The organism is Ramlibacter ginsenosidimutans (assembly GCF_016654015.1).
In the GTDB taxonomy this organism is placed as follows: Bacteria; Pseudomonadota; Gammaproteobacteria; order Burkholderiales; family Burkholderiaceae_C; genus Ramlibacter; species Ramlibacter ginsenosidimutans.
Window position 1 is genome coordinate 711,223 of sequence record NZ_JAEPWM010000001.1, and the last position, 20,879, is coordinate 732,101.

General features: G+C 66.3%; 17 protein-coding genes. 4 read left to right on the forward strand and 13 right to left on the reverse strand.

The genetic code is table 11. The annotated features are described in order from the left end of the window. Window positions 1–22: 22 nt before the first annotated feature. On the forward strand, window positions 23–2,419 hold the full coding sequence (locus tag JJB11_RS03515) for a tetratricopeptide repeat protein (RefSeq protein ID WP_201166501.1): 2,397 nt from the start codon (window positions 23–25) through the stop codon (window positions 2,417–2,419). A 6-nt stretch (window positions 2,420–2,425) separates the two neighbouring features. Further along, on the forward strand, window positions 2,426–3,250 hold the full coding sequence (locus JJB11_RS03520) for an ExeA family protein (protein WP_201166502.1): 825 nt from the start codon (window positions 2,426–2,428) through the stop codon (window positions 3,248–3,250). A gap of 7 nt (window positions 3,251–3,257) precedes the next feature. On the opposite strand, the gene JJB11_RS03525 is transcribed toward JJB11_RS03520, so the two are convergent. The 11 genes from JJB11_RS03525 to JJB11_RS03575 form a co-directional block, all read right to left on the reverse strand. Next, a complete protein-coding gene (locus JJB11_RS03525; RefSeq protein ID WP_201166503.1) occupies window positions 3,258–4,088 on the reverse strand; it encodes a CpsD/CapB family tyrosine-protein kinase in 831 nt (276 codons plus the stop codon). 6 nt (window positions 4,089–4,094) lie between these two features. After that, window positions 4,095–5,654, reverse strand: coding sequence for a GumC family protein (locus tag JJB11_RS03530; protein ID WP_201166504.1), 1,560 nt, complete (start codon window positions 5,652–5,654; stop codon window positions 4,095–4,097). A gap of 7 nt (window positions 5,655–5,661) precedes the next feature. Next, on the reverse strand, window positions 5,662–6,792 hold the full coding sequence (locus JJB11_RS03535) for a hypothetical protein (RefSeq protein WP_201166505.1): 1,131 nt from the start codon (window positions 6,790–6,792) through the stop codon (window positions 5,662–5,664). Between the two features lie 13 nt (window positions 6,793–6,805). Further along, complete coding sequence (locus JJB11_RS03540) at window positions 6,806–7,369, reverse strand: polysaccharide biosynthesis/export family protein (RefSeq protein ID WP_201166506.1); 564 nt, start codon at window positions 7,367–7,369, stop codon at window positions 6,806–6,808. A gap of 26 nt (window positions 7,370–7,395) precedes the next feature. After that, window positions 7,396–7,797, reverse strand: coding sequence for a PEP-CTERM sorting domain-containing protein (locus JJB11_RS03545; RefSeq protein WP_201166507.1), 402 nt, complete (start codon window positions 7,795–7,797; stop codon window positions 7,396–7,398). Between the two features lie 100 nt (window positions 7,798–7,897). Further along, entirely contained in the window at window positions 7,898–9,322 is a 1,425-nt protein-coding gene (locus JJB11_RS03550) for an undecaprenyl-phosphate glucose phosphotransferase (RefSeq protein ID WP_201166508.1), read from the reverse strand. A gap of 1 nt (window position 9,323) precedes the next feature. Then, on the reverse strand, window positions 9,324–10,946 hold the full coding sequence (xrtD, locus tag JJB11_RS03555; protein ID WP_201166509.1) for a VPLPA-CTERM-specific exosortase XrtD: 1,623 nt from the start codon (window positions 10,944–10,946) through the stop codon (window positions 9,324–9,326). 112 nt (window positions 10,947–11,058) lie between these two features. Beyond that, complete coding sequence (locus JJB11_RS03560) at window positions 11,059–12,240, reverse strand: glycosyltransferase family 2 protein (RefSeq protein ID WP_201166510.1); 1,182 nt, start codon at window positions 12,238–12,240, stop codon at window positions 11,059–11,061. Continuing rightward, window positions 12,237–13,439: a glycosyltransferase gene (locus JJB11_RS03565; protein WP_201166511.1), complete on the reverse strand. Its 1,203-nt coding sequence runs from the start codon at window positions 13,437–13,439 to the stop codon at window positions 12,237–12,239. Before JJB11_RS03565 ends, JJB11_RS03560 begins: the two co-directional genes overlap by 4 nt. Continuing rightward, window positions 13,440–14,402: a glycosyltransferase family 2 protein gene (locus tag JJB11_RS03570; protein WP_201166512.1), complete on the reverse strand. Its 963-nt coding sequence runs from the start codon at window positions 14,400–14,402 to the stop codon at window positions 13,440–13,442. Window positions 14,403–14,409: 7 nt separating this feature from the next. After that, on the reverse strand, window positions 14,410–14,715 hold the full coding sequence (locus tag JJB11_RS03575) for a glycosyltransferase family protein (RefSeq protein WP_201166513.1): 306 nt from the start codon (window positions 14,713–14,715) through the stop codon (window positions 14,410–14,412). A 218-nt stretch (window positions 14,716–14,933) separates the two neighbouring features. On the opposite strand from JJB11_RS03575, the gene JJB11_RS03580 reads away from it, so the two are divergent. After that, a complete protein-coding gene (locus JJB11_RS03580; RefSeq protein ID WP_201166514.1) occupies window positions 14,934–15,803 on the forward strand; it encodes a WecB/TagA/CpsF family glycosyltransferase in 870 nt (289 codons plus the stop codon). A 131-nt stretch (window positions 15,804–15,934) separates the two neighbouring features. Here the strand turns inward: JJB11_RS03580 and JJB11_RS03585 are convergent, their stop codons facing one another. After that, a complete protein-coding gene (locus JJB11_RS03585; RefSeq protein WP_201166515.1) occupies window positions 15,935–17,464 on the reverse strand; it encodes an O-antigen ligase family protein in 1,530 nt (509 codons plus the stop codon). Window positions 17,465–17,564: 100 nt separating this feature from the next. Between JJB11_RS03585 and JJB11_RS03590 the strand changes: the two genes are divergently transcribed. Then, window positions 17,565–18,971 (forward strand): oligosaccharide flippase family protein, encoded by a 1,407-nt coding sequence (locus JJB11_RS03590; RefSeq protein WP_201166516.1) that lies wholly within the window; start codon window positions 17,565–17,567, stop codon window positions 18,969–18,971. A gap of 198 nt (window positions 18,972–19,169) precedes the next feature. On the opposite strand, the gene JJB11_RS03595 is transcribed toward JJB11_RS03590, so the two are convergent. Beyond that, on the reverse strand, window positions 19,170–20,258 hold the full coding sequence (locus tag JJB11_RS03595) for an acyltransferase family protein (RefSeq protein WP_201166517.1): 1,089 nt from the start codon (window positions 20,256–20,258) through the stop codon (window positions 19,170–19,172). Between the last annotated feature and the right edge of the window lie 621 nt (window positions 20,259–20,879).

Here is a 20,879-nt window from a genome sequence, read left to right on the forward strand (position 1 = left end):
TCTCGCCACAGGAGGGCCAGAGATGAATGCCATGACGCGGATCTTTTCGGCGTTGCTGCTTGCTGCCGCTGCATGGGCGCTGGTCGCATGCTCCACGCCCGAGGACAAGGTGGAGCGCTACACGGGACGCGGCCAGTCGCTGCTGAAGGAGGGCGACCCGATCAAGGCGCGACTCGAATTCCAGAATGCTCTGCAGATCAATCCATCGGCCGTCCCCGCGCTCGTCGGGCTGGCCACCGTGGCAGAGCGCACGCACGACTGGCCCGGCGCGTACCAGCTGTTCACGAAGGTCGTGGAGTTGCAGCCTTCGAACTTCGAGGCGATCGTCAAGGTCGGCCGGCTGCAGCTCGCATCCGGACAGTTGGACAAGGCACTGGAAAGCGCGCAGGCCGCGTCCTCCCTGCAGCCGGACAATGCCGACGTGCTGGGATTGCGCGCCGCAGTGTTCCTGAAACTGGGCGAAGCCGACAAGGCGGTCGCACTCGCGAACCAGGCGCTCGCGAGGGACCCGCGCCACGTCGACTCGCTGGTGGTGCTGGCGTCGGAGCGCCTGCATGCCCGTGACGCGGACGGAGCCGTCGCGTTCCTCGACAAGGCGCTCGCGTCGGACGAGCGCAATGTGTCGCTGCAGATGCTGAAGGTGCAGTCGCTCGAAAGCCTCGATCGCCTCGATGCGGCGGAAGCCGTGCTGCACAAGCTGGTCGCGATGTTCCCCAAGGAGACCGGGTACCGCGATCTCCTGGCGAGCTTCTACGTGAAGCACAAGAAGCCGGTGCAGGCCGAATCGGAATACCGCGCCCTGGTGGCCGCTAATCCGAAATCGAACGCACCGAAGCTGCAGTTGGTGCGGTTCCTTGACAGCTCGCAGGGGGCCGAAGCGGCGGCCGCGGAACTTGAGAAGTTCTCGCACGCGGAGCCGAGCTCGTCCGAACTGAAGCTCGAGCTGGCAAGCGTGCGGCAGCAACAGAAGAACGACGCCGCGGCCATCGCGCTCTGGAACGAAGTCATCGCCGCAGCGGGCGACACTGATCCGGCGGGCCTCCGCGCGCGCGGAGCCCTCGCGTCCTACCAGCTCGCGCACAAGGACAGCAAGAGCGCCAAGGTTCTGATCGAGCAGATGCTGGCAAAGGACGCGCGGGACCAGCAAGCGCTCTATCTGCGGGCGGGCATCGCGATGGACGAACGCAGGCTAGACGATGCGGTGGTCGACCTGCGCGGCATCCTGCGCGACGCGCCGGACTCCGCCGGAGCGCTGCTGCTGCTGGCACGCACGTATGACCTGCAGGGCGCGCGCGACCTGGCAATGCAGTACTACTCGGATGCCGCCCAGAGGGGGCGCTTCGCCCCAGCCTATGGCATGCCATACGCAGAACAGCTCGTTGGCGCCGGCCGGGGTCGGCAGGCCGATGGCGTGCTGCACGAGGTGCTGCGGGCCGCTCCTGCGCACGTGCCGGCGCTCAGGATGCTGGCGGAGATCCACCTGCGGGCCGGTGACTTGGCGGCAGCACAGGCGGTCGCCAACGAACTCGCCAGGATCGAAGACGCGCAAGGCACCGCCATGCGCGTGCAGGGCGCCGTGCAACTCGCGCGCGGGGACGTGAGTGGCGGCATCGCCTCGGCCCGGCGCGCCTACGAGCTCACGCCCGGCGAGCCGCAGGCCATGGCCTCGGTGGTGCGCAGTTACCTCGCCGCCGGCAAGCCCAAGGAGGCCCTCGCCTTTCTGCAGGCAGTGCAGGCAGCGGCACCCACCAACCAGCCTGCGCGCGTGATGCTCGGACAGCTGCTCGCGCGGATGGGCAATGTGCCGGCTGCGGTCGAGGCGCTCGAGGCAGCGATCCGGATCGAGCCGAAACAGGCTGCACCCTATCAGGCTCTGATCGCCGTTCACCTGGCCAACCACCATCCCGACGAAGCGCTGGCGGTGTCGTCGCGCGGGCTGCAATCGCTGCCCGGGGACTTCGGCCTGCGCCTCGCACGCGCGAGCACGCTTGAGGCGCTGGGCAAGATGGAGGACGCGATCTCGATCTACGAGGCCCTGCTCACCGAGCAGCCGAACGCGGTGATCGTCGCGAACAACCTCGCGTCCTTGTTGGCCGACAACCGCAAGGATCCGGCCAGCCTGCGCCGCGCCTACGACATCGCGCAGCGCTTCCGTGGCAGCGATCTCCCGCTCGTGAAGGATACGGTGGGCTGGACGATGCACGTGGCCGGCAAGCACAAGGAGGCCGCAGACCTGCTGAAGTCCGCCTCCACGCAGTTGCCCGACCTCGCCATCGTGCAATACCACTACGGCATGAACCTGCTCTCCCTGAACAACGTGCCGGCCGCGCGGAAGGCGCTGCAGCGCTCCCTCGATCTCGCCGCCAAGACGCCTTTCGCGCAGGCCGAAGATGCGCGCAAGGCCTTGCAGAACCTGTAGGCACGCATGTACGAGTCGTATTACGGGCTGCGGGAGAAGCCGTTCTCGATCCAGCCCGATCCCGAGTTCCTGTTCATGAGCAAGCGGCACCGGCTGGCATTCACGATGCTGGAATACGGGATCCAGAACCGCGTCGGTTTCTCGGTGATCTGCGGCGAGATCGGCTGCGGCAAGACGACATTGGTCCGCAAGCTGCTGGACGCCCTGGACGACAGCGTCAATGTCGGACTCGTCTACAACACGCACGCCGACATTGCGGACCTCCTGGAGTGGATCATGCTGGCGTTCGGCCAGCCCTACGCCGGGATGACGCAGGTGGAGCGCTACGACCGCTTCCAGCAGTTCCTGCTCGCGGAGTACGCGGCGCGCCGGCGCGTCGTCCTGATCGTGGACGAAGCGCAGAACCTGCACACCGGCGCGCTCGAGTCGCTGCGCATGCTGTCGAACATCAACGCCGACAAGGACCAGCTGCTCCAGGTGATCCTGGTCGGACAGCCCCAGCTACGCGATCTGCTGAATCGGCCGGAACTGCACCAGTTCACCCAGCGCGTCGGCGCGGACTTCTTCATTCCCCCACTCGGGGCGCGCGAAGTGCACCAGTACGTGGAACACCGGTTGAAGGTCGCGGGCCGCGACCAGGAGCTGTTCCAGGAAGACGCGCTGGGCCGGATCGCCGCAGCGTCGCGGGGCGTGCCGCGCAGCATCAACATCCTCTGCGATACGGCCCTGGTCTACGGGTTCTCCGCCGAGGCGCAGCGCATCGATGCCGCGCTCGTGGAGGAAGTGCTGCAGGACCGGCGGGAATACGGCATCCTGCAGGCGCAGGACTGAACGCGATTCAGTAGTAGCCCTGCGCCACCCTATCGGCGCTGGCCTTGTTCACCACGACGCCGAGCAGGTTGAAGCGCGAGAGATGGCGCTGGGCCTCCTCGATCTCGCGCTTAGTGCTGGTGCCGCTGCCCACCACCAGCAGCACGCAGTCGACGCGCGGCAGCACGGCGATCGCGTCGTCCACTGCCGCCACAGGGGGAAGGTCGATCACGATGATGCGTTCGGCGTACTCGCCGCGCAGCGTGGCAAGAATGCGCCCGACGCGATCCGAGGCCAGCATCTCGGCAGCGCCCGCCACCTTGCGTTGGGTGGGCAGCACCAGGAAACGTGGGAGGCCCGCGTGCACGATCGCGCTGTGCAGGTCCGCCTCTCCCGCCAGCACTTCGTTCAGCGAGACGCCGTGCGGCAGGCCGAGGTACGAAGCGACCTGCGGCCGGCGAAGGTCGAAGTCGACCAGGAGCGCGGTCCTGGACGGATGGTGCGCGATGCTGAGGGCCAGGTTGATTGCCACCACGGATTTGCCGGACTGCATGGATGGCGACGTCACGGCGATCGTGCGCCATCCGTTTTCCTCCATCTTCTGCAGCACCTGTGTGCGTAGCAGGTCGAAGGCGCGGCGCAGCGGATTCGCCTGCTCCAGGGTGACGATGCGGTGCCGCTCCAGATGCGCCGGGTCGAGCGGCAGCAGGTCCACGGGCGCGCCGAGGTCGGCCGCGCTCGTCGCCGGGTGGCCACGCGCACGGAGCGGGTCGTCTCCCGCGGCAGCCAAAGACGAGGGCTGGGCCTGGGCGCCGGCCTGCTGGCGCGCCCGTTCGATGGCAAGCTTGATGCGTTCCATATCTTTTCAACCCAGGCGGGTGAGGGCCTTCATGAATACCAGGTCCAGCGGCAGCACGAGGAAATGGACCAACACCAGCGCGATCCCGGCAGCGAGCACGCCACCTCCTGCAACCGCAAGCACGATCTTCCTGCGCTGCGCGCGTTCGGCTGCCACCGGGATGATCGGAATGGTGACCAGCGGACGCAGGCCCGTGATCGCACTGATCTGCCCGACACCGCGAACGACGCCGTGCATGGACTCCATCAGGCCGACCGCACCGGCCGGCACGCCCAGCGCCAGGAGGAAGCTCAGTGCCAGCATCTTCTTGCGGTCCGGCTTCACCGGCTTGTCGGGCAAGGCCGGCGGCTCGAGCACGGCGAAGCGCTCCGCCTTCTGGTCGTCTTCGAGGTTCTCGGCAACCTGCGCAGTCATCTGCTTGGCACGGATCTCCTCGTACTTGCGCTGCGCGCTCTGGTAGTCGCGGGTGAGCCCCGCCAGGTCCTTTTCCACCTGGGGCGATTTCACCAGCGCCACGTCCATCTGGCCTAGTTGCGCCCGCAGGCTGCTCCGCTGCGCGGCCAGCACCTTCAGTCGCTGGCGCAGCGTCGCGGCGCGCGCATCGATCCGGGCCACTGCGGGGTCGGCAGACGCACCCGGCTTCGGCGCGGACGCGGCGCCACGGGCGTTGTCGACAGCCTCCTGCTCCAGCTTCGAGAGCCGGCGGCGTGCGGCCTTGACGTCGGGATGGCTCTCCGTGTACGTCGCGCTCAGGCGCGCGACTTCGGCCCGCGCCTTCTGCAGTTCCCCCGCGTTTGCGGCAGTGTCCGTGCCGGCCCAGGAACGCTCGGCTTCGAGGCTGCGCAATTCGTCTTCGGCCGCGGCCTGGTCGCGCTCCACCTGGCGCAGGTCCGACTCCACGCGCTGCATGGCAGCCATGCCGAGCGCCACGTTTTCCGGCAGGGCGGCCCCGTGCTCCTGCTTGTACTTGGCAATGGCCGCCTCCATGCCGTCCAGTTCCTTCTTCAGCTTGTCCGCTTCCTGGGTGAGGAACTCGGTGGTCTGCGAGGCCCGCTGCGTGCGCACCTTCACGTTCTCCGCCAGGAACAGCGTCACCAGGTCGTTCGCCACCGATTGCGCAACCTCCGCGCGCCGGTGCTCGAAGGAGAGCCTGAACGCGATGGTGGCCGGCCCGGCGCGGTCGGGGCGCAGGCTCGCATTCACCAGCTCCACCCCGATGCTCTTGCGCATGTAATCGATCTGGTCCGAGGGGGTGAGAGTGGACGCCGCGTCGGCGAACAGGTTGTACTTGCGGATAATCCGCAGCAGGTTCTCGCGCGTCATCACCCGCTGCTTGATGACCTCGATGCGCTCGTCCGCGTAGGAGGTTACTGTCGCCTGCACGAGGTCGGTGGGAATCTGCTGCGACTCGATCAGGATCAGCCCCGAAGACAGGTACGTGGGCGGCAGCAGCAGCGAGATTGCGACGCCGACGGCGAGCGTGACGGCGAAGCTGCCGACGATCAGCCAGGCGCGCCGCCTCAGGATCGTCAGGTAATCGGCAAGCGTCAGTTGGTAGTCGTCCATCACGGCCTCAGAGATCAGATGCGCTGTAGGTCAGGACCAGCGCGATCCTGTTGCTGCGGGCCGTGCCCTCGAGGCCCTGCTGCCGGTTGACCGAGCCACGGACCGACACCTGCCACCCCGGCGTCCATTGGTGCACCCACGCGACGCTCGCGAAGGTGTTCGTGCTCTCCGGGTCGGACTGCAGGCTGTAGGCCGCCTGGAGGTTCAGCGAGCTGCGCGGTCCCAGCTCGTAGCGCAGGTGTGCCCGGCCTTCACGGCTTTCCACGAGGCCGCCGACGGTGTAGTTCACACTGGGCGTACGGGCCAGGTCGATGCCGCCCGACCAGCGTTGGGCGGTGTACTCCGCGCTCAGCCGTCCTTGCCAGCCATCCTTGGAGGGGTGGTTGAAATGCATGGGCCCAGCACTCGCGTCGAGGCGCAGCGCCTCACTCAGCGACTGCGTAATGCCCAGAAGCGCGCCGGCGGCCATGCTGCTCGTGCGCCCGGAGCCGGCTTGAGCTGCATCTGTCCTGGGTTCGGGGCGGTAGTACTGCCCGTTCACCGCGGCATACCAGCTGCGGCGTTCGTCCTGCTGCCACGTAAACCGCGCCGCGCCCACGGTCAGCCGGGAGTCCGGCGTTTGCACGTCGGTGTACTGGTCCCACTCCTGGTTCAGATCCACGCCGGCCCTGCTGCGAGCGCTCAGCTCGCGGGTCCAGCTGCCTGCGATGGAGTACAAGGTGCGCGCGCCATCGACACCGACCGGCACGTGCTCTCGCACGTCGACGGCACGAAGCGCACGCCGGTCCACCAGGAGAGCCAGCTGCGCCGTGTCCACTGCATCGGCGTGTTTCCAGACGCCGCGCAGTCGCGGGTCCACGCGGTCCTTCGCCACGTCCGTATTGCTGCTCTTCTCCACCGTGAGCCCTGCCTCCAGGTCGAATTCCTCGTTGCCATAGACATAGCCGGTGGTCAGGTTGGGGAGGACTCGGAACCAGGTCGTGCCTCGGGGGTCGGTCACGCTCATGTTCGGGTTGGAGTCCCGTTCAATTTCCGTCTGCACGTTCAGCGAGTACAGCGTCCGCGACTGGGCTAGGGCTGCGGTCGCCCCCGCCGCGCCTGCGACCACCAGGAAGCCGCGCGCGATCCGCCCCGCCACCGCTGCCCCCACCTCAAGGCACCATGACGGTGTCGCCGGCCCGCATGACTACGTTGGACTCCAGCGCCTGCCCTTTCAGCAGTTCGCTGTAACGCACACGCAGGGTCTGCTGGCGCGCGTCTCCTGGAGCCTTCCGCAGGACGACAATCGAATCGGCGTCGGCGAAGCGGTCGAGGCCGCCGGCCTGGCTGAGGACCTGCAGCACCGTGGTGTCCGTGCTGGTCAGCGCAATGGGGCCCGGCTTGAGAACCTTGCCGAGCACATAGACGCTGTTGCCCTCGGTGGCGGTGACTACCACGCTCACCACCGCGTCCGGAATGTAGGTCTTGAGGCCTTCGCGGATGCGCCTTTCCACTTCCACGCTGGACGCACCGGCGACCTGGATGCGGCCCACGAGGGGGAAACTGATGCTGCCGTCGGGGAGGACCCGCACTTCACGATTAAGCGTTTCCTCCTTCCACACGGAGACCTGCAGGCGGTCGCCGGGGCGCAGGGCGTAGCCGTCAGCTGCGGCTTGGGCGCAGGCGGCGCACGCCGCGAAGACGCAAAGGAGGAACAACACGCAGCGATGAATCATGACAGCCTCTCGATTTCACCCGACGCTTACAGCTTGCGCCGGCTCGAAATCCCCAGGAACGCCAGCAGCGCCGAGCCGAACAGCCACATGGCTCCCGGCAGCGGCACATCTGTGATCCGGGAAGGCACTGCGTGCTGGTCGGAAAGGGTTCCCACCTGCAGCACGTACTCGCCTGCGCTGAGCAGGTAGGTGTGCAAGGGTGACCCGGTTTTCAGGGCCCGCTCCGCGGCGGGCACGTGGTCGGGAACCGAGGGCAGAACGATCGCCGAGGCCGCCTGGACGACCGCTTGCTGCACGTCCGCAGGGGCGCCGTGGGGGGCAGGCGCGGCCTGCGGCTCGTGCCGCAGCGGAACGGGCGCTGCGTGCACGAACCCTGCCGAAGCCAGGGTAGCAGCAACAGCCAACGCCACCAGGCGCGCCTTCATCATCACGACGACTCCAAGGATTTACGAAACCGGACCTCAGGTTACGGACCCGACCACGCGCTCACAATGGTCCGTTGGTGCCAACCTGCGCAAAGGTGTGCCGTCAGTACGCGTTCGCCCCCGTGAGCGCGCGGGTGGTCCGCACCAGGATCGAGAGGTCCAGCCAGAGCGACCAGTTGTTGATGTACTCGATGTCGCTCTCCACGCGCAGCAGCATCTTGTCGATCTCGCGCGTTTCGCCGCGGTGACCGCGCACCTGCGCCAGCCCCGTGATGCCCGGTTTGATGTTGTGGCGAGCAAAGTAGTGGGCGATGTGCTGCCCGTACTCCACGTCGTGCTGCACTGCATGCGGCCGCGGCCCCACGAGCGACATCTGGCCGGCAATCACGTTGAAGATCTGCGGCAGTTCATCCAGGCTGGTACGCCGCAGGAAGGCACCCACCCGCGTGATACGCGGGTCGCCCTGCCGAGCCTGCGCCACCACCCCATGGTCATCGTGCACGTACATGCTTCGGAACTTCCAGATGTGGAAGCGCTTGCCGCCCCAGCCAAGGCGCGCCTGCCGGAAAAACACCGGCCCAGGGCTGTCCATGCGGATCGCGACGGCGATCGCGACCATCAGCGGCGCCAGGACCACGAGCAACAGAACCGACAGGCCCACATCCTCGATCGCCTTGAGCATGCGTGACGTCCCGATCAGCGGCGTTTCGGACAGGGTCAGCACCGGCAAGCCGGCGATCTCGCTGACGGTGTGGTTCACGAGGCGCAGCGAGAAGATATCGGGCACCCAGTGCACCGCGACATGCCGGTCGAGCAGCCGGAAGTACAGGCTCTCGACGATCTCCGAGGCATTCAGCGGAATCGCGAAGTAGACCGTGCGCACGTTGTGCGTGTCGATCAGTTGCATCAACTGCTCGAGGCGGCCGAGGCATGGGGCCGACTTGCCGAAGTTGGGCCGCTGCGCGTCGTTCGCCGCCCCGTCCTCCTGCTCCAGCCGCACGAGGCCCACCACCTCCTGCCCAAGCCACTCGTTGGCATCGATGCGCTGATTCAGGAACAAAGCAAGCCGGCCCGTCCCGACGATGAGCACCTTGTTCGGCTCCGCCGCGTGCCGGGACACTTCCCGCGACAGCATGCGCATCAGCAGGTGCAGCAGCACCTGGTACACATAGCCATAGAGGAACAGCTGCCCGAGCAGCAGGCGCGAAAAGCTCTCCGCCTGCTTCGTGACGAAGCCCAGGGCGATCAGGACGACAAAGGTCAGTGACCACGCCTGCAGCAGGTCGAGCGCCTTGCGCGTGAAGTTCGCGTTTCTGCGGTAGATGCCGAACACGTCGTACATCAGGCCGAGCGTGCAAAGCAGCAGGAAGACGAACACCGTGTACCGCGCCGTCAGCGCGCCGATGTGGCGCGAGATCAGCATGTAGCACAGGCCGACGACGACGAGCCCGTCGAGCACCGCCTGCAGGTCGGCGATGCTGCTGCGGCGACGGATGACGGCGGAGCGCGCGAGGATCTGCTGGTCCATGTCAGTCCGGCACGAAAGGCCCGAGCTTCGGCGCCGCGGCGCGCACGAAGCGCTGGAGGCGTGCATCGGCCGCGCGCGTGTCCTCGTTGGGCGCCACCTCGGTCATCACGCGGACCAGCGCGCCGTCGGTGCGGTTGCGCAGCACCGCGTCGACGAGCAGGTGCCATTTCACCGCGTACTCGTTGGCGAGCCGCTCCCCGCGTTCCTGGAACCAGTAGTAGACGAGCGCGCGTTCGCGGCCGCGGTCGACCTGGACGCGCACCGCCGTGAGTTCGGTATCGTCGCCGGCAGGGACCTGCACATTCCGCAGGTCCGAGATCACCCAGCCCCCGCCGGGGATGCAAACTTGCGGCGAGTGCGGAGAGACGCCCTTGCGCTGCGACGCGTAGTACGCCACGTAGAAATTGACGCTCTCGCTCGCCGGCCCGACGTAGTCCGCCAGCACGTAGTCCTCCAGTCCGAGCGCGCGTTCCACGTCGACCGGCATCGACGCTTCGCGCGCGCTCCAGCCTTCCAGTTCGCTGGGGAACAGGCGCAGCGAGGTGCGCGCGGGCCGAATCTCGTCACGGACGTCCAGCGAGTGCACCGCGATGAAGGCCAGCAGCAGGAGCAGCACCGCTGCACTCAGTACGCCTGCGGCGCGGGCCGGGCCAGCGCCCGAAGGCGGGACGGGCTGCACCTGCGGAAATTGCTGCACCTCGAACAGGCTGCGTCGCCGGGTGAACCGCTCGATGGCCATGATCTCCAGGGTGAGCACGACCTGGCAGGCGATGAAGATGATCCAGCCTTCGAAATAGTGCAGGAAGCCGTTGGCCATCCCGCTGCCCCACTGATCCACGAGCACACCGGTCACCGCAATGCGAATGCTGTTCGTGAACACGGTGATCGGAATGGTGGACAGCATCAGCAGCACGCGCCAGCGCAGCGCGGCCGGATACATGTAGGCCATGAGGAATCCCACGCTTAGCAGCGGGTAGAGATAGCGCAGGCCGCTGCATGCCTCGATGACCTGGAGCTTGAAGCTTCCCAGGTCGATCACGTTGCCTTCCAGGTAGACCGAGTAATTGAAGGCCCGCAGCATCGCGACGCCCAGGTTGGACGAAACCAGCTGAAGCCGCCACGTGAGCTGCGACTCCACCAGGTAAGGCATCGGAACCGAGAACAGCAGCACCGCGATGGGAAGCAGCGTGATGCGCAGCATCGAGCTGCCGCCGTAGCAGAGGACCAGGCCTGCCAGCGACAGCAGGAACGCGAGCTGGATCAACAGCATGAGGGCGGTCAGCTCGCCGAGCAGCAGCGACGCGGCTGCAAGGGCCAAGACAGCGATGCCCCACCGCGACGGCTCCCCGCGGCTTTGCACCAGCGCCTCTCGGCGACTCCAGAGCAGCCACAGCGAAATCAGCGGGATGAAGTACCCATGGCTGTATTCCTCCTGCCGATGCCACCGCAGCGCCAGCTCCGCGAGGCCGCCAAAACAGGCAAGGAAGGCCGCGACGATGCCGAGGGCCAGGAGGGCTTCGTCGAGCCCCGGGCGGTGCGCAAGGGTGCGCCCGGAATCGGTGGACGCTCTCCCGGGGAGCGAGGCGTTCTCGGAGAGAACCGGGATCGGGGGAGTGGCTGCCAAGGTACGTCAGGCCCTGCGAATCGGTCGCACGGGTTTGTGATAACGCGGATGCGCCAGACCATACGCACCGCCGGCAGCAGGCACAACGGCACGAAGGAACCAACGCAGGGCGTCAGCGCTGCCGGCCCGTCCGGACCCACTCCGTCTGCCTCCGCACGACGAAGCCGGCGTAGAGCGGAAGCTTCTTCATCACGTACAGCGGCGACGACAGCAGTTCGGGCCAGCGCACCCAGCTGCGGCCGACGCGCCACCAGGCGAGCAGCACCGCCGCCGCGAAAGCGAGGACGGTGCCGAATCCGAGGAGGACCAGGAGGACCGGTCCCCCGGTGGCGAGCACCCATGCGCTAGCAAGACACGACACCAGCACGAGCAGCGCCAGGAATGCCAGCGGCGGCACGCAGAGGTCCAGGGCGAGCGCGATGGCTCCGGCATTGCCGCTGCGGCAGCCCCGCAGCAGCAAGGGGAGTGCCTCGGACACGATCATCGCGAGGTGCCCGTGCTCCCAGCGCTTGCGTTGGGAGCGCTGCGCCGCGCCGTCCTGCGGGAACCAGCTGTCGACACGCGCTTCCCGGCAAAAGATCGCTGCTCGTCCGGCGGCGGCGAGCTTCACACCGAGTTGCAGGTCCTCGGTGAGGTGGCTGCTTCCGAGCTCCACGTTGCCGATGCAGTCCCAGGGAAACGCCATACCTGTGCCCATGAGTTGGCAGGGCAGGCCCAGTCGATGCAATCCGAGCGGCCGCAGCTGGTTCTTCAAGGCCCAGGCGAACGACGCCATCCGCAGCGACAGCCTGCTACCCGGGTGAGCGGAGAGAAGGTCCAGGGCCTGAACGGGCCGGCCGGTCGCCGCCGCGCGGGCGGCCAGCAGGTCCAGCGCGCCGGAAGCCGGAATGCAATCGGCATCCAGCATCACGAGCACCGGGGGCGGCGCGCTGTGCAGGTGCCGGACGCCGAACGCGAGCGCGTACCCTTTCCCGCGCAGCGAGGCATCGTGACGTTCGATGACTTCCGCCCCGGCGGCGCGCGCCTCGGCGGCCGTGGTGTCCGAACAGTTGTCTGCGACCACCAGCAGCCGCGCACTTGCGGGCAACTGCGCGCGCACGGCCGCGATGGTCGTCTGGATCGTCCCTGCCTCGTCATGCGCGGGCACGAGCACCACGTACGGCGGCACGTCCTCCACTGCACGAGACTCGTGCCTTGCGCCAGAACCCGCGACCACCTCGACCAGCAGGACGAGCACGAGAAGCGCCACCGCGACGATGAAGGCGGCCGCGATGGAAAGAAGCACCATGCTCATGGCAACACTCCAAAATGTTGCGCCAGCTTGCGGGCGCCCCCATCCGCCGAATGGCGCTGCAGCACTCGTTCGCGCGCGCTGAGTCCCATTTTTTCCAGCCGCCGCGGGTCCGCCAGCAGCAGTTCGGTGCACGCCCGTGCCAGTGCGGAGCAATCGCCCGCCGGCACGAGCCAGCCTTCCTGGCCCGGCCGCACGAGCTCCGGAATCCCGGCGATCAGCGTGGAAATGACCGGCCTCGCAAGCGCCATCGCTTCCATGATCACCACGGGCAGGCCTTCCGCGAAACTGGCCAGCACCAGGCCGCGGGATTGCAGCAGCAGCGATCGGACCTCATCGCCGCTCACCCAGCCCGTGATGCGCACGCGGTCGCCCAACCCGTACGCATCAATCAGGTCTTGCAACTCGCCGCGCATTTCGCCGTCCCCGGCGAGCACCAGCTCGAAGTCGAGACCCCGCGCTGCCATGTCGCGCGCGGCGGCCAGCAGCAGCGCCTGCCCCTTCTGCTCGCAAAGGCGACCCACGCACACCAGCATGCGCGAGTCGTTCGAGACGACCGGACCGGGTTCGGCAAAGCGCTGCTCGATGCCGCAGCGCACGACCTTGACCTTCGGCCATTGCGCATGCGGTACCCAACGGAAAAGCTGGCTGCGGCCGAAAGAGCTCACGGCTGCAACGAAAGCAGCGCGTTCGATCTTCTCGCTAAGGTGCAGCCCGGCGGGCGCGTCGAACTCCTCGGGCCCGTGCACGGTGAACGAAAACGGCGGGCCGCCCAACTCCGCGCACAGCATGGCGACTTCCGCGGGATTGGTGCCGAAGTGCGCATGCACGTGGGCAACGCCCTCGCGAAGCAGCAGTTCGCGCATCAGGCACGCCTGGGCGAGGTACGCCAGGTGCACTGGGGCAGGGCGCGGAGACATGCGAGCCATGCGCACCGCAAGCTGCGCGGCCCTCAGGAATCGGCCCGGCGAGGCCAGCATGGCGCGAGCCGACGCGGCGAGCAGCGGCCCCAGGCCGTCGCGCAGCAGGTACTGCGTTTTCCTGCGCTCCTCGTGGTCCGCCTCGTCCACGATCGTGTCGCTCCAGCCGCGCGAGGCGATCCGCAACACGGCCACGCCCATCGCTTCGAGCGCGAGGATCTCGCGCCGGATGAAGCTGTGGCTTACCTTCGGGTACTGGTTGACCAGGTAGGCGACGCGCATCTACTTGTACTCAATGAGGCGCACCGGTCCGTGCGCCATCGTGCGGCCGATGAAGCGCATGGCACCCAGGAACTCGGGGAACCGACCGAGCACCAGATAGAACGCGCGAGTGAAACCGCCCTGCCCCCTCGACAGGCGAAGGATCTGTGCCGGGTACACCGCCAGCAGCAACAGCCAGGCGGGAGCAACGGCGAGGGCAAGGAGCAGCACCGACAGGGGGAACAGTCCGCCGTAGAACAGGGCGCGCAGCACTTCGCGCACCCAGTGCCGCTCGCTTGAGCCGCCGTGCAGCCAAGCGCCCTCCGCGAACGCGTAGCCGCTGCGCGTCGTGCGCCGCCACCACTGCGAAAAGCGCGTCATCGCGGCGTCGTGCAGGACCATCTCCGCACCCAGGCGATGCACCCGCCAGCCGGCGCGCCGCAGCCGCACGCACAGCTCCGGCTCCTCGCCAGCGATCAGAGTCTCGCGAAAGCCGCCGACCGCCTGGAACGCGGCGACGCGAAGCATTGCATTCCCGCCGCAGGCCTTGGCCTCGCCGACGGGCGTGTCCCATTCCAGGTCGCACAAGCGATTGAAGACGGACCGCTGCGGCTCGCGCTCCCGCACGCGGCCACAAACCACCGCATGCGCGGGATGGGCTCCGAGGAAAGCCACGGCCTGCCGCAGCCAACCCGAGTTCAGTTCGCAGTCGCCGTCCAGGAACTGCACGAACTCGGTCGCGGGCGCGCGAGCGAGCAGGGCCGTCATGCCGGCGTTGCGCGCGCGCGCAGCGGTGAACGGCAGCGCCTGGTCGAGAGTCACTACGGCAGCCCCGCAGCGCGCAGCGAACTCCTGGGACCCGTCCGTTGAACCGGAGTCCACGTACACGACCTCGCACGCCTGGAAGGGAATGGCCGCGAGGCAGGCCTTGAGCCTGGCCCCTTCGTTGCGGCCGATCACCACGATGCCGATGCGCTGTGCCATTGCCTTCCTACCGGCTCGGCCTCGTGCCGAACTTCGTGAGGGCCGCGAGGCTCCAGGCGACCTCGGTGGACCGGCTGAGCGCCCGGTTCTGGATCAACACGTCGCAGGAGAAGTAACGCCGCAGGATCTCCAAAGGGCGAGCGGTGGACGCGTTGTCCACTACAAGCAGGCGCAGCGCCACTCGGCCGGCCGCCGACGGCTGCAGCGTGTCGCGCAAGCGCCGAAGCAGGTGGGCTGAGTTGAAGCCCACAAGGAGAACATCGACCGGCTTCGACCCGACGGCCTGCAGCTGCCGCGTACGCATTTCAGTCATGGCATCGCATCACTACTCGCAACGACCCCAGGTTGGATCACGTCAGGCCTGTGGGACTTCCCTGGCGATCTGCCACCGGGGTGGGCAGGCGCGATGCGAGTCTGGCGCAGGACAGCACGCCTCGAAATGGCACCATGGGGCTAACGTGGAAGGGCGCGAGTCGCTGCGTGCACCGAGCGATCCCGCGCGATGGGCTCCTACGAGCTAACAGGCGGTCTATGCGCACGCCGACGCTGTCAATAGGATCGCTGCACTTCTCATTCGTCTTAACGGGGGTGCACTTGTCCGGCCGATTCGCTCTGGGTCATGCCCTCATCAACCGCGAAAGCTTTGAAGACATTGCGCAGCAGGTCGTGAAGCTGGCGCTGCGCCCGAGTCCCGCACTGGTTGTCACGCCGAACGCGGACCACGTCGTGAGGCTGGAGCGGAACAGCGAGCTTCGGGAGGCCTACGCCAAAGCCGCTCTGGTAACGCCGGACGGAATGCCGGTCGTGTGGGCTTCCCGTTGGCTCGGCTCGCCCGTGAAGGAACGCGTCACCGGGTCCGACCTGATGCCCAGGCTGTGCGAGCTCGCCGCCGAGAGCGGCCAGAAGGTGTTCTTGCTGGGGGGCGCGGAAGGCGTTGCGGACCGCGCAGCGGCCAATCTGGTCCTGAGCTATCCGGGACTTACGGTCGCAGGCACGCTGTGCCCACCGCCGGGGTTCGAGCGCGATGCCGCCCGCAACGCGGACATCGTGCGCACCATCCGCGAGAGCGGCGCCGACCTCGTCTTCGTCTGCCTCGGCTCCCCGAAGCAGGATGTTTGGGCCAGCAAGCACCTGTCGCAGTTCGAGAAGGGCGTGTTCCTCGGCGTGGGCGCCGCGATCGACTTCTGCGCGGGCACCATGAAGCGCGCACCGGCCTGGATGCAGCGCTCGGGGTTCGAATGGCTGTACCGGGTCGTGCAGGAGCCCCGCAGAATGATCGGGCGCTATACGAAGGACTTGTACTTCTTCGTGCTGGTGCTGCGTGAGCTCTGGCGGCAGGGCGTGCGCGAGGCCCAGGTCGACGCGGCGATCAATGGGTCGGACGAATCGCAGGTGCTCTGAGCTTGCCCTTTCCTCACCCGGAAAGCCTTGAGCCGACCGTGCGTGGGCGTCGCATGGAATTCCGCGCCGCGACCACGAGGCACGCCCGCCTGCATGCAGCGCTCAGGGCGGAATAGCTGAACAGGCAGCAGTCAAGCCGAGGGCGAAATCCGTAGGGGCGCGACGGTGCGGTCCGCCTGTTCCACCGACGCGCTCACGACGCGCGCATAGGCGACCAGGATTCCTGCCAAGCACCAATAGACCCAGGGGATGACGAAGATGCTGCTCGCCGTGGCGATCGTGACCAGGACGGCGAGCTGGGCTGCAGCAAGTGCACGCCCGAAGTCTGCTGCGTCGCGCCGCTGCGCGAGCATCGACAGCTTGCACGCGCGCATTGCACAGAACCAGACGCAGAGCATGAATCCGCCAAAGCACATCAGTCCGAGGAGGCCGCTGCGAAGCGCGACCAGCACATACGTATTGACAATGTCGACGATGCCCTGCCCTTGGACCATTCCCATGGCGGCCAGTCGCTCCTTGTAGTCGCCAGACCCGAGGAGCGGGTGTGCCCAGATCAGCTGCGAGGAATTCTCGATCAGCCGCTCCCGATATTCGATGTTGGCTACCTCCACGTGGCCGAAAAAAGGGATCAACCCCAGGAGCAGATTGCCGTTCGGAAGGAACGGCAGGACCACAAGCGCCAACCCGCCACCCACTACCAGCAGCAACATGTTCTTCACCGCCCGCCGCCCGAGGGCCAAGTACAGGACGAGTCCCACTGTCGCTCCAATCCAGGGACCGCGGGAGAGCGGGCTGATCAGCCCGACGCCCAGCAGCATGAGCAGAGCCTTAGGTTTCCAGCCAGCGCCAAGGCGGCCTCGCATTGGCAGGTACAACAGCAGGCAGATGGCCAGGACGTAGCCAAGCGCGATGGCATGCCCAGTGCTTGCCATGGCGCGCAGCAAGCCGCCGCGGCCGAGGTACAGGAGCGAGTCGGTAGACCCCCAACCCTGCGCGAGTGCGGAATACAGCAACCAGTGGCGCGCTGCCTCGAAGCAGCCGATCGCCGCCAGCAGCAGGCCTGCCCAAACCAGCGCGGCCGCCGCGTCGCGGAGCTCTCCAAAGTCCTGGAGAGCTCGGCTGAAGACGTAGTACGGCAGCACGACATCCACCATGACGTAGAAGGCGCTTCTGAGCGCCGCAGTCACTGACGGCTCTCTCCCTGCAAGCAGGAGTTGCACCAACACATAGGCTCCCAAGAGCAAATCGGCCGCGCGCGGCCATCCGCCCGACGGCATTCTTCGCTCGCGGAGCAACCGAACAAAAGCCGGCAGCAGTAGCACCAGCACCATCAGCCGCGGCAGGTTCAGGCCGAAGAGAACGTTGACAAGCCCCATGCCGGGGATTTCGGTCTCCACCGGGGGCACCACGAAAAGGAGCGTCAGGAATAAGCCAGGCAGGTTGCGTTCCCTTCGGCCGGCCCAGAGCAGCAGTCCGCAGGCCACCAGCGCAAACGCCCAAAAACTTTTCAGTGCGAACGCAGCCACGGTCATTGCAAACCACAGGTTGCGGCGCAGCACGAGGGCTCCCGGCAGCGTCTCCGATCGGAGCGGCCAGGCGAGCGCCTGGACCGTGAAGCCGATCAGCAGGAGGACGAACAGCGTTCGCAGATTGTCAGACATTCATTGCACGGTGAAGGATTGTCTATGGCGCGATGGAACTATCGAAGCGCAACAAACCGGCGCGACCCTGCACTCAGAATACCGGCACCAAAGACGCGACATGCACTCCACTGCCCATGCTACCGGATCGCCACCGCTCTCGAGTGCATCGGCGACGCAGCAACCCACCCTTCTGAAGACTGCCATCGTCGCGGGAATCTGGACGCTGGCGGGCCACGGGTCGAGCCAGATCCTGCGCCTCGCCGGCAACCTGCTGCTCACTCGCCTGCTCGCTCCCGAATTCTTCGGCGTCATGTCGATCGCCATGGTCATCACCGTCGGCGTGGGGATGTTCTCCGACCTGGGATTGCGGCAGGTCCTCGTGCGCAGCAACCAGGCGGACGACCCCGTTTTCGTGAATACCGTTTGGACGCTTCAGGTACTCCAAGCGCTCGCGATGTCGGGTGTCCTCGTCGTCTTCGCAGCCTGCATTGCGTGGGCGCAACACCGAGGTCTGGTTCCCACGGGGAGCACCTATGCGAGCACGGACCTTCCCGCGGTCGTGATCGGACTGTCCCTCTCCGTGATCCTCGGCGGCTTCGAGTCCACCAGGCTCGCGACAGCGGAAAAGGAGTTGCGCTTGCGGCCAGTGGTAACCATCGAGTTGGCGAGCCAGGCAGCGGGCCTGCTTGCGATGGCGGCAGCCGCACTGGTGCATCCCAGCATCTACGTTCTTTTGCTGGGAGGGATCGTGAGCAACGGGGTCAGGGTTGCCGCGAGCCACCGAATTCCTTGCGGGGTGTCGAACCGGTTCGCCTTTTCGCATCGCGTCGCCCGTCAGGTTTGCCACGTCAGCGTCTGGATCCTCGTCTCCTCCGGCCTGACATTTCTTTCGGGCAATCTCGACAAGGTGGTGCTCGCAGGGCTGCTCGGCGCAGCGTCCATGGGACACTTCGCCATAGCCGCCTTGCTCGTCAACGCCATCTTCGACCTAGTCGCCAAAGTGTCGGGAAAAGTCGCGTTCCCGGCCATCACGAAGGCGTACGAGCGCAACCGCGCGGGGCTGGCGCGTTCGTACCAGCGCGCCCGTCTTCCGATCGACTGTTTTTGCCTGCTCGCAGGAGCCTTCCTATTCTGGTTCGGCCCGGACGTGGTGCGCCTTATGTACGATGCCAGGTACAGCGATGCCGGGTGGATGCTGGGCATCCTCTCCGTCACGCTCCTCGGCGCACGCTACTCGGTGGTCTCCTATGTGTACCTGCTGCTGGGGCGCACTTCCCTGATGGCCGCGGAGCAGGCGATCAGGCTCGTCGCGGTGCTCGTGGGCATTGCGATTGGCTACGCGCTCGCCGGGACCCGGGGAGCCATCTGGGGCGCGGCGCTGGGCCAATTGTCGGGCCCTCTCGCCGGACTGCTTCTGTTCCAGCGCCGCCTCGGCATCGTTTCCATTCAACGCGAGCTTGCGGCGATTGGACTCTTCGTAGCCGCACTCAGTTTATTCGGACTGATAAAACTGACCATGCATTGAGGATCGCAACAGCATCCTCTTCAATCAGCTGATGATAAAGTCGGTGGCGGCGTGATTTCAGATCGGCTCCGTCCCACCCTGATCGAAGCGCGTTGGCAAACAAGGGGCGGCTCAGACTTGTTCTTCGTTGCCGTGCAGCGATCCCGGCCACGGCCACCAGCACCACCCAAGTCGGCCGCGAGCCGCAAGAGGCGCACATCAACGCGCATGCGAGCCGAACTTGTGCCGAAGGCGCAGCATCGGCCTTTCTACCCAGTGGTACGACCCCGCGGCGAGCAACAGCGAGAGGGCAGCTGCGGCAGGGATGAGCGCGCGCCGTTCAACCATCTCACCGAGGAGCACGAGGACGGTGAGGTGCCAAAGATAAAGGGAATAGCTGATCTTTCCGATGTACCGTAGGTGCTGCAAGGACAAGATGCGCCGCAGCCACTGCGCGTGCTGGCCATGCAGGATCGCATTCACGATGAGCAGCAGCCCGCCGCCCTGCACAGAATACCTAAGCGTCTGCCTGAACAGTTCGTCCCGAACGACGAGCGACGCAAGCACGAGACACACCCCGACTGCCATTCCAGGCACTGACGCAAAGCGACGGCAAGCATCCGCCGTCCGCGCATTCACAAGTAAAAGTGCGAGCACCACGCCGTACATGATGCTGTCGATGCGCATCTCCGTCGCGACATATATGTACTGGCTCGAAATAGCGAAGCACGTGCTGCCGATCACCCTGAAGGCAAGCGGCAAGGTAATCAGGGCCGCAGCGGCGAGAAGGAGATGTCGCCGCGTGGCGACTAGGACACCAAGAAGCACCCCCGGAAACAGTAGATAGAAGTGCTCCTCCACCGCGAGCGACCACAACGGCATGGGATAAGCAGACGGTCCCTCGATCGCCTCAAAATAGTTGAACACATAGAGTGCCGCAGCTGCCATGGCCCGCGGCTCTATCACGCCTTTCTGGATTGCCACCCAGATCACGACCACTGCGAGGTAGCAATAGAGAGCGGGCCCCAGACGTAGGAAGCGACGGATGTAGAACGAGCGGAGGTCGATGGAGCCCGTCGCCTGGAATTCCCGCAGGAGCAGCGTCGTGATTAGGTACCCGCTGATGAAGAAGAAAACTGTGACGCCGAACCCTCCGGGAATACCCGGGGTGAAATAGTGCGACGCGAAGACAATCAGGATTGCGATGGCCCTGAGCCCATCCAACTCAGGCACATAGTCCTGCGCGGCGACTACCCCGGCGCGCGGCGATGCATTTGGCGCGGCCCATGTAAGAAGCGTTGGCGGCATTGGAAAGCGAGGACAGCAAAGAGCAGCGACGCATCTCGTGTGAACTGCCGCGCTCCCCCGAATCTGAACACGACGGGCAACGCGAGGCGATGGTCCATTGGTGCCATGGACAATGGCTTGCCACGGCGGGCACGGTATACGGACAAGGCCACCTCTGCTCGGCATCTTGAAGTCGCTATCGCACTCGAGCGGCGGTGCTTCCGAGCCGAGGTCTGGGCGTGGGCTGAGCGTCGGCCCAACCGGCTCTGGCGAGCGAGTCACGCAGCGTTAGCCGGTATGCAGCGTACTAGGTCCAACAGGGTGACCAAGTCTTGGCATCGAGAACATCAGCGAAAGGACCAGCCGGCGTTCCAAGAAAACGCAACCAGTATTTCGGAGCGCACGCGGAGTTTGGGCGTTCCCCCCGTGACGACTGATCGACGCAAGAACATGATGGTCGGCACAGGCCATAAATGGGGGCATCGCCTAAAACTCTCTTACACATTTGTTTGACGAAAGGAGCCTGAACTGGTCCCGAGTGGCCGAACGTCAGAAATTCCCCTGCCTAAGATGACTTGCCTTCACTTAGACCGCAAGCTCGCGGTCCACGAAACAGATGGACAGGACATCTTCGGACAATGG

What these genes read in the sequence shown, in the direction of transcription:
- JJB11_RS03575 (WP_201166513.1), bottom strand. Translation starts at nt 14,715, where the DNA reads ATGACTGAAATGCGTACGCGGCAGCTGCAGGCCGTCGGGTCGAAGCCG.
- JJB11_RS03580 (WP_201166514.1), top strand. Translation starts at nt 14,934, where the DNA reads ATGCGCACGCCGACGCTGTCAATAGGATCGCTGCACTTCTCATTCGTC.
- JJB11_RS03525 (WP_201166503.1), bottom strand. Translation starts at nt 4,088, where the DNA reads ATGGAACGCATCAAGCTTGCCATCGAACGGGCGCGCCAGCAGGCCGGC.
- JJB11_RS03560 (WP_201166510.1), bottom strand. Translation starts at nt 12,240, where the DNA reads ATGAGCATGGTGCTTCTTTCCATCGCGGCCGCCTTCATCGTCGCGGTG.
- JJB11_RS03530 (WP_201166504.1), bottom strand. Translation starts at nt 5,654, where the DNA reads ATGGACGACTACCAACTGACGCTTGCCGATTACCTGACGATCCTGAGG.
- JJB11_RS03565 (WP_201166511.1), bottom strand. Translation starts at nt 13,439, where the DNA reads ATGCGCGTCGCCTACCTGGTCAACCAGTACCCGAAGGTAAGCCACAGC.
- JJB11_RS03515 (WP_201166501.1), top strand. Translation starts at nt 23, where the DNA reads ATGAATGCCATGACGCGGATCTTTTCGGCGTTGCTGCTTGCTGCCGCT.
- JJB11_RS03585 (WP_201166515.1), bottom strand. Translation starts at nt 17,464, where the DNA reads ATGTCTGACAATCTGCGAACGCTGTTCGTCCTCCTGCTGATCGGCTTC.
- JJB11_RS03520 (WP_201166502.1), top strand. Translation starts at nt 2,426, where the DNA reads ATGTACGAGTCGTATTACGGGCTGCGGGAGAAGCCGTTCTCGATCCAG.
- JJB11_RS03545 (WP_201166507.1), bottom strand. Translation starts at nt 7,797, where the DNA reads ATGATGAAGGCGCGCCTGGTGGCGTTGGCTGTTGCTGCTACCCTGGCT.
- JJB11_RS03595 (WP_201166517.1), bottom strand. Translation starts at nt 20,258, where the DNA reads ATGCCGCCAACGCTTCTTACATGGGCCGCGCCAAATGCATCGCCGCGC.
- JJB11_RS03590 (WP_201166516.1), top strand. Translation starts at nt 17,565, where the DNA reads ATGCACTCCACTGCCCATGCTACCGGATCGCCACCGCTCTCGAGTGCA.
- JJB11_RS03550 (WP_201166508.1), bottom strand. Translation starts at nt 9,322, where the DNA reads ATGGACCAGCAGATCCTCGCGCGCTCCGCCGTCATCCGTCGCCGCAGC.
- JJB11_RS03540 (WP_201166506.1), bottom strand. Translation starts at nt 7,369, where the DNA reads ATGATTCATCGCTGCGTGTTGTTCCTCCTTTGCGTCTTCGCGGCGTGC.
- JJB11_RS03570 (WP_201166512.1), bottom strand. Translation starts at nt 14,402, where the DNA reads ATGGCACAGCGCATCGGCATCGTGGTGATCGGCCGCAACGAAGGGGCC.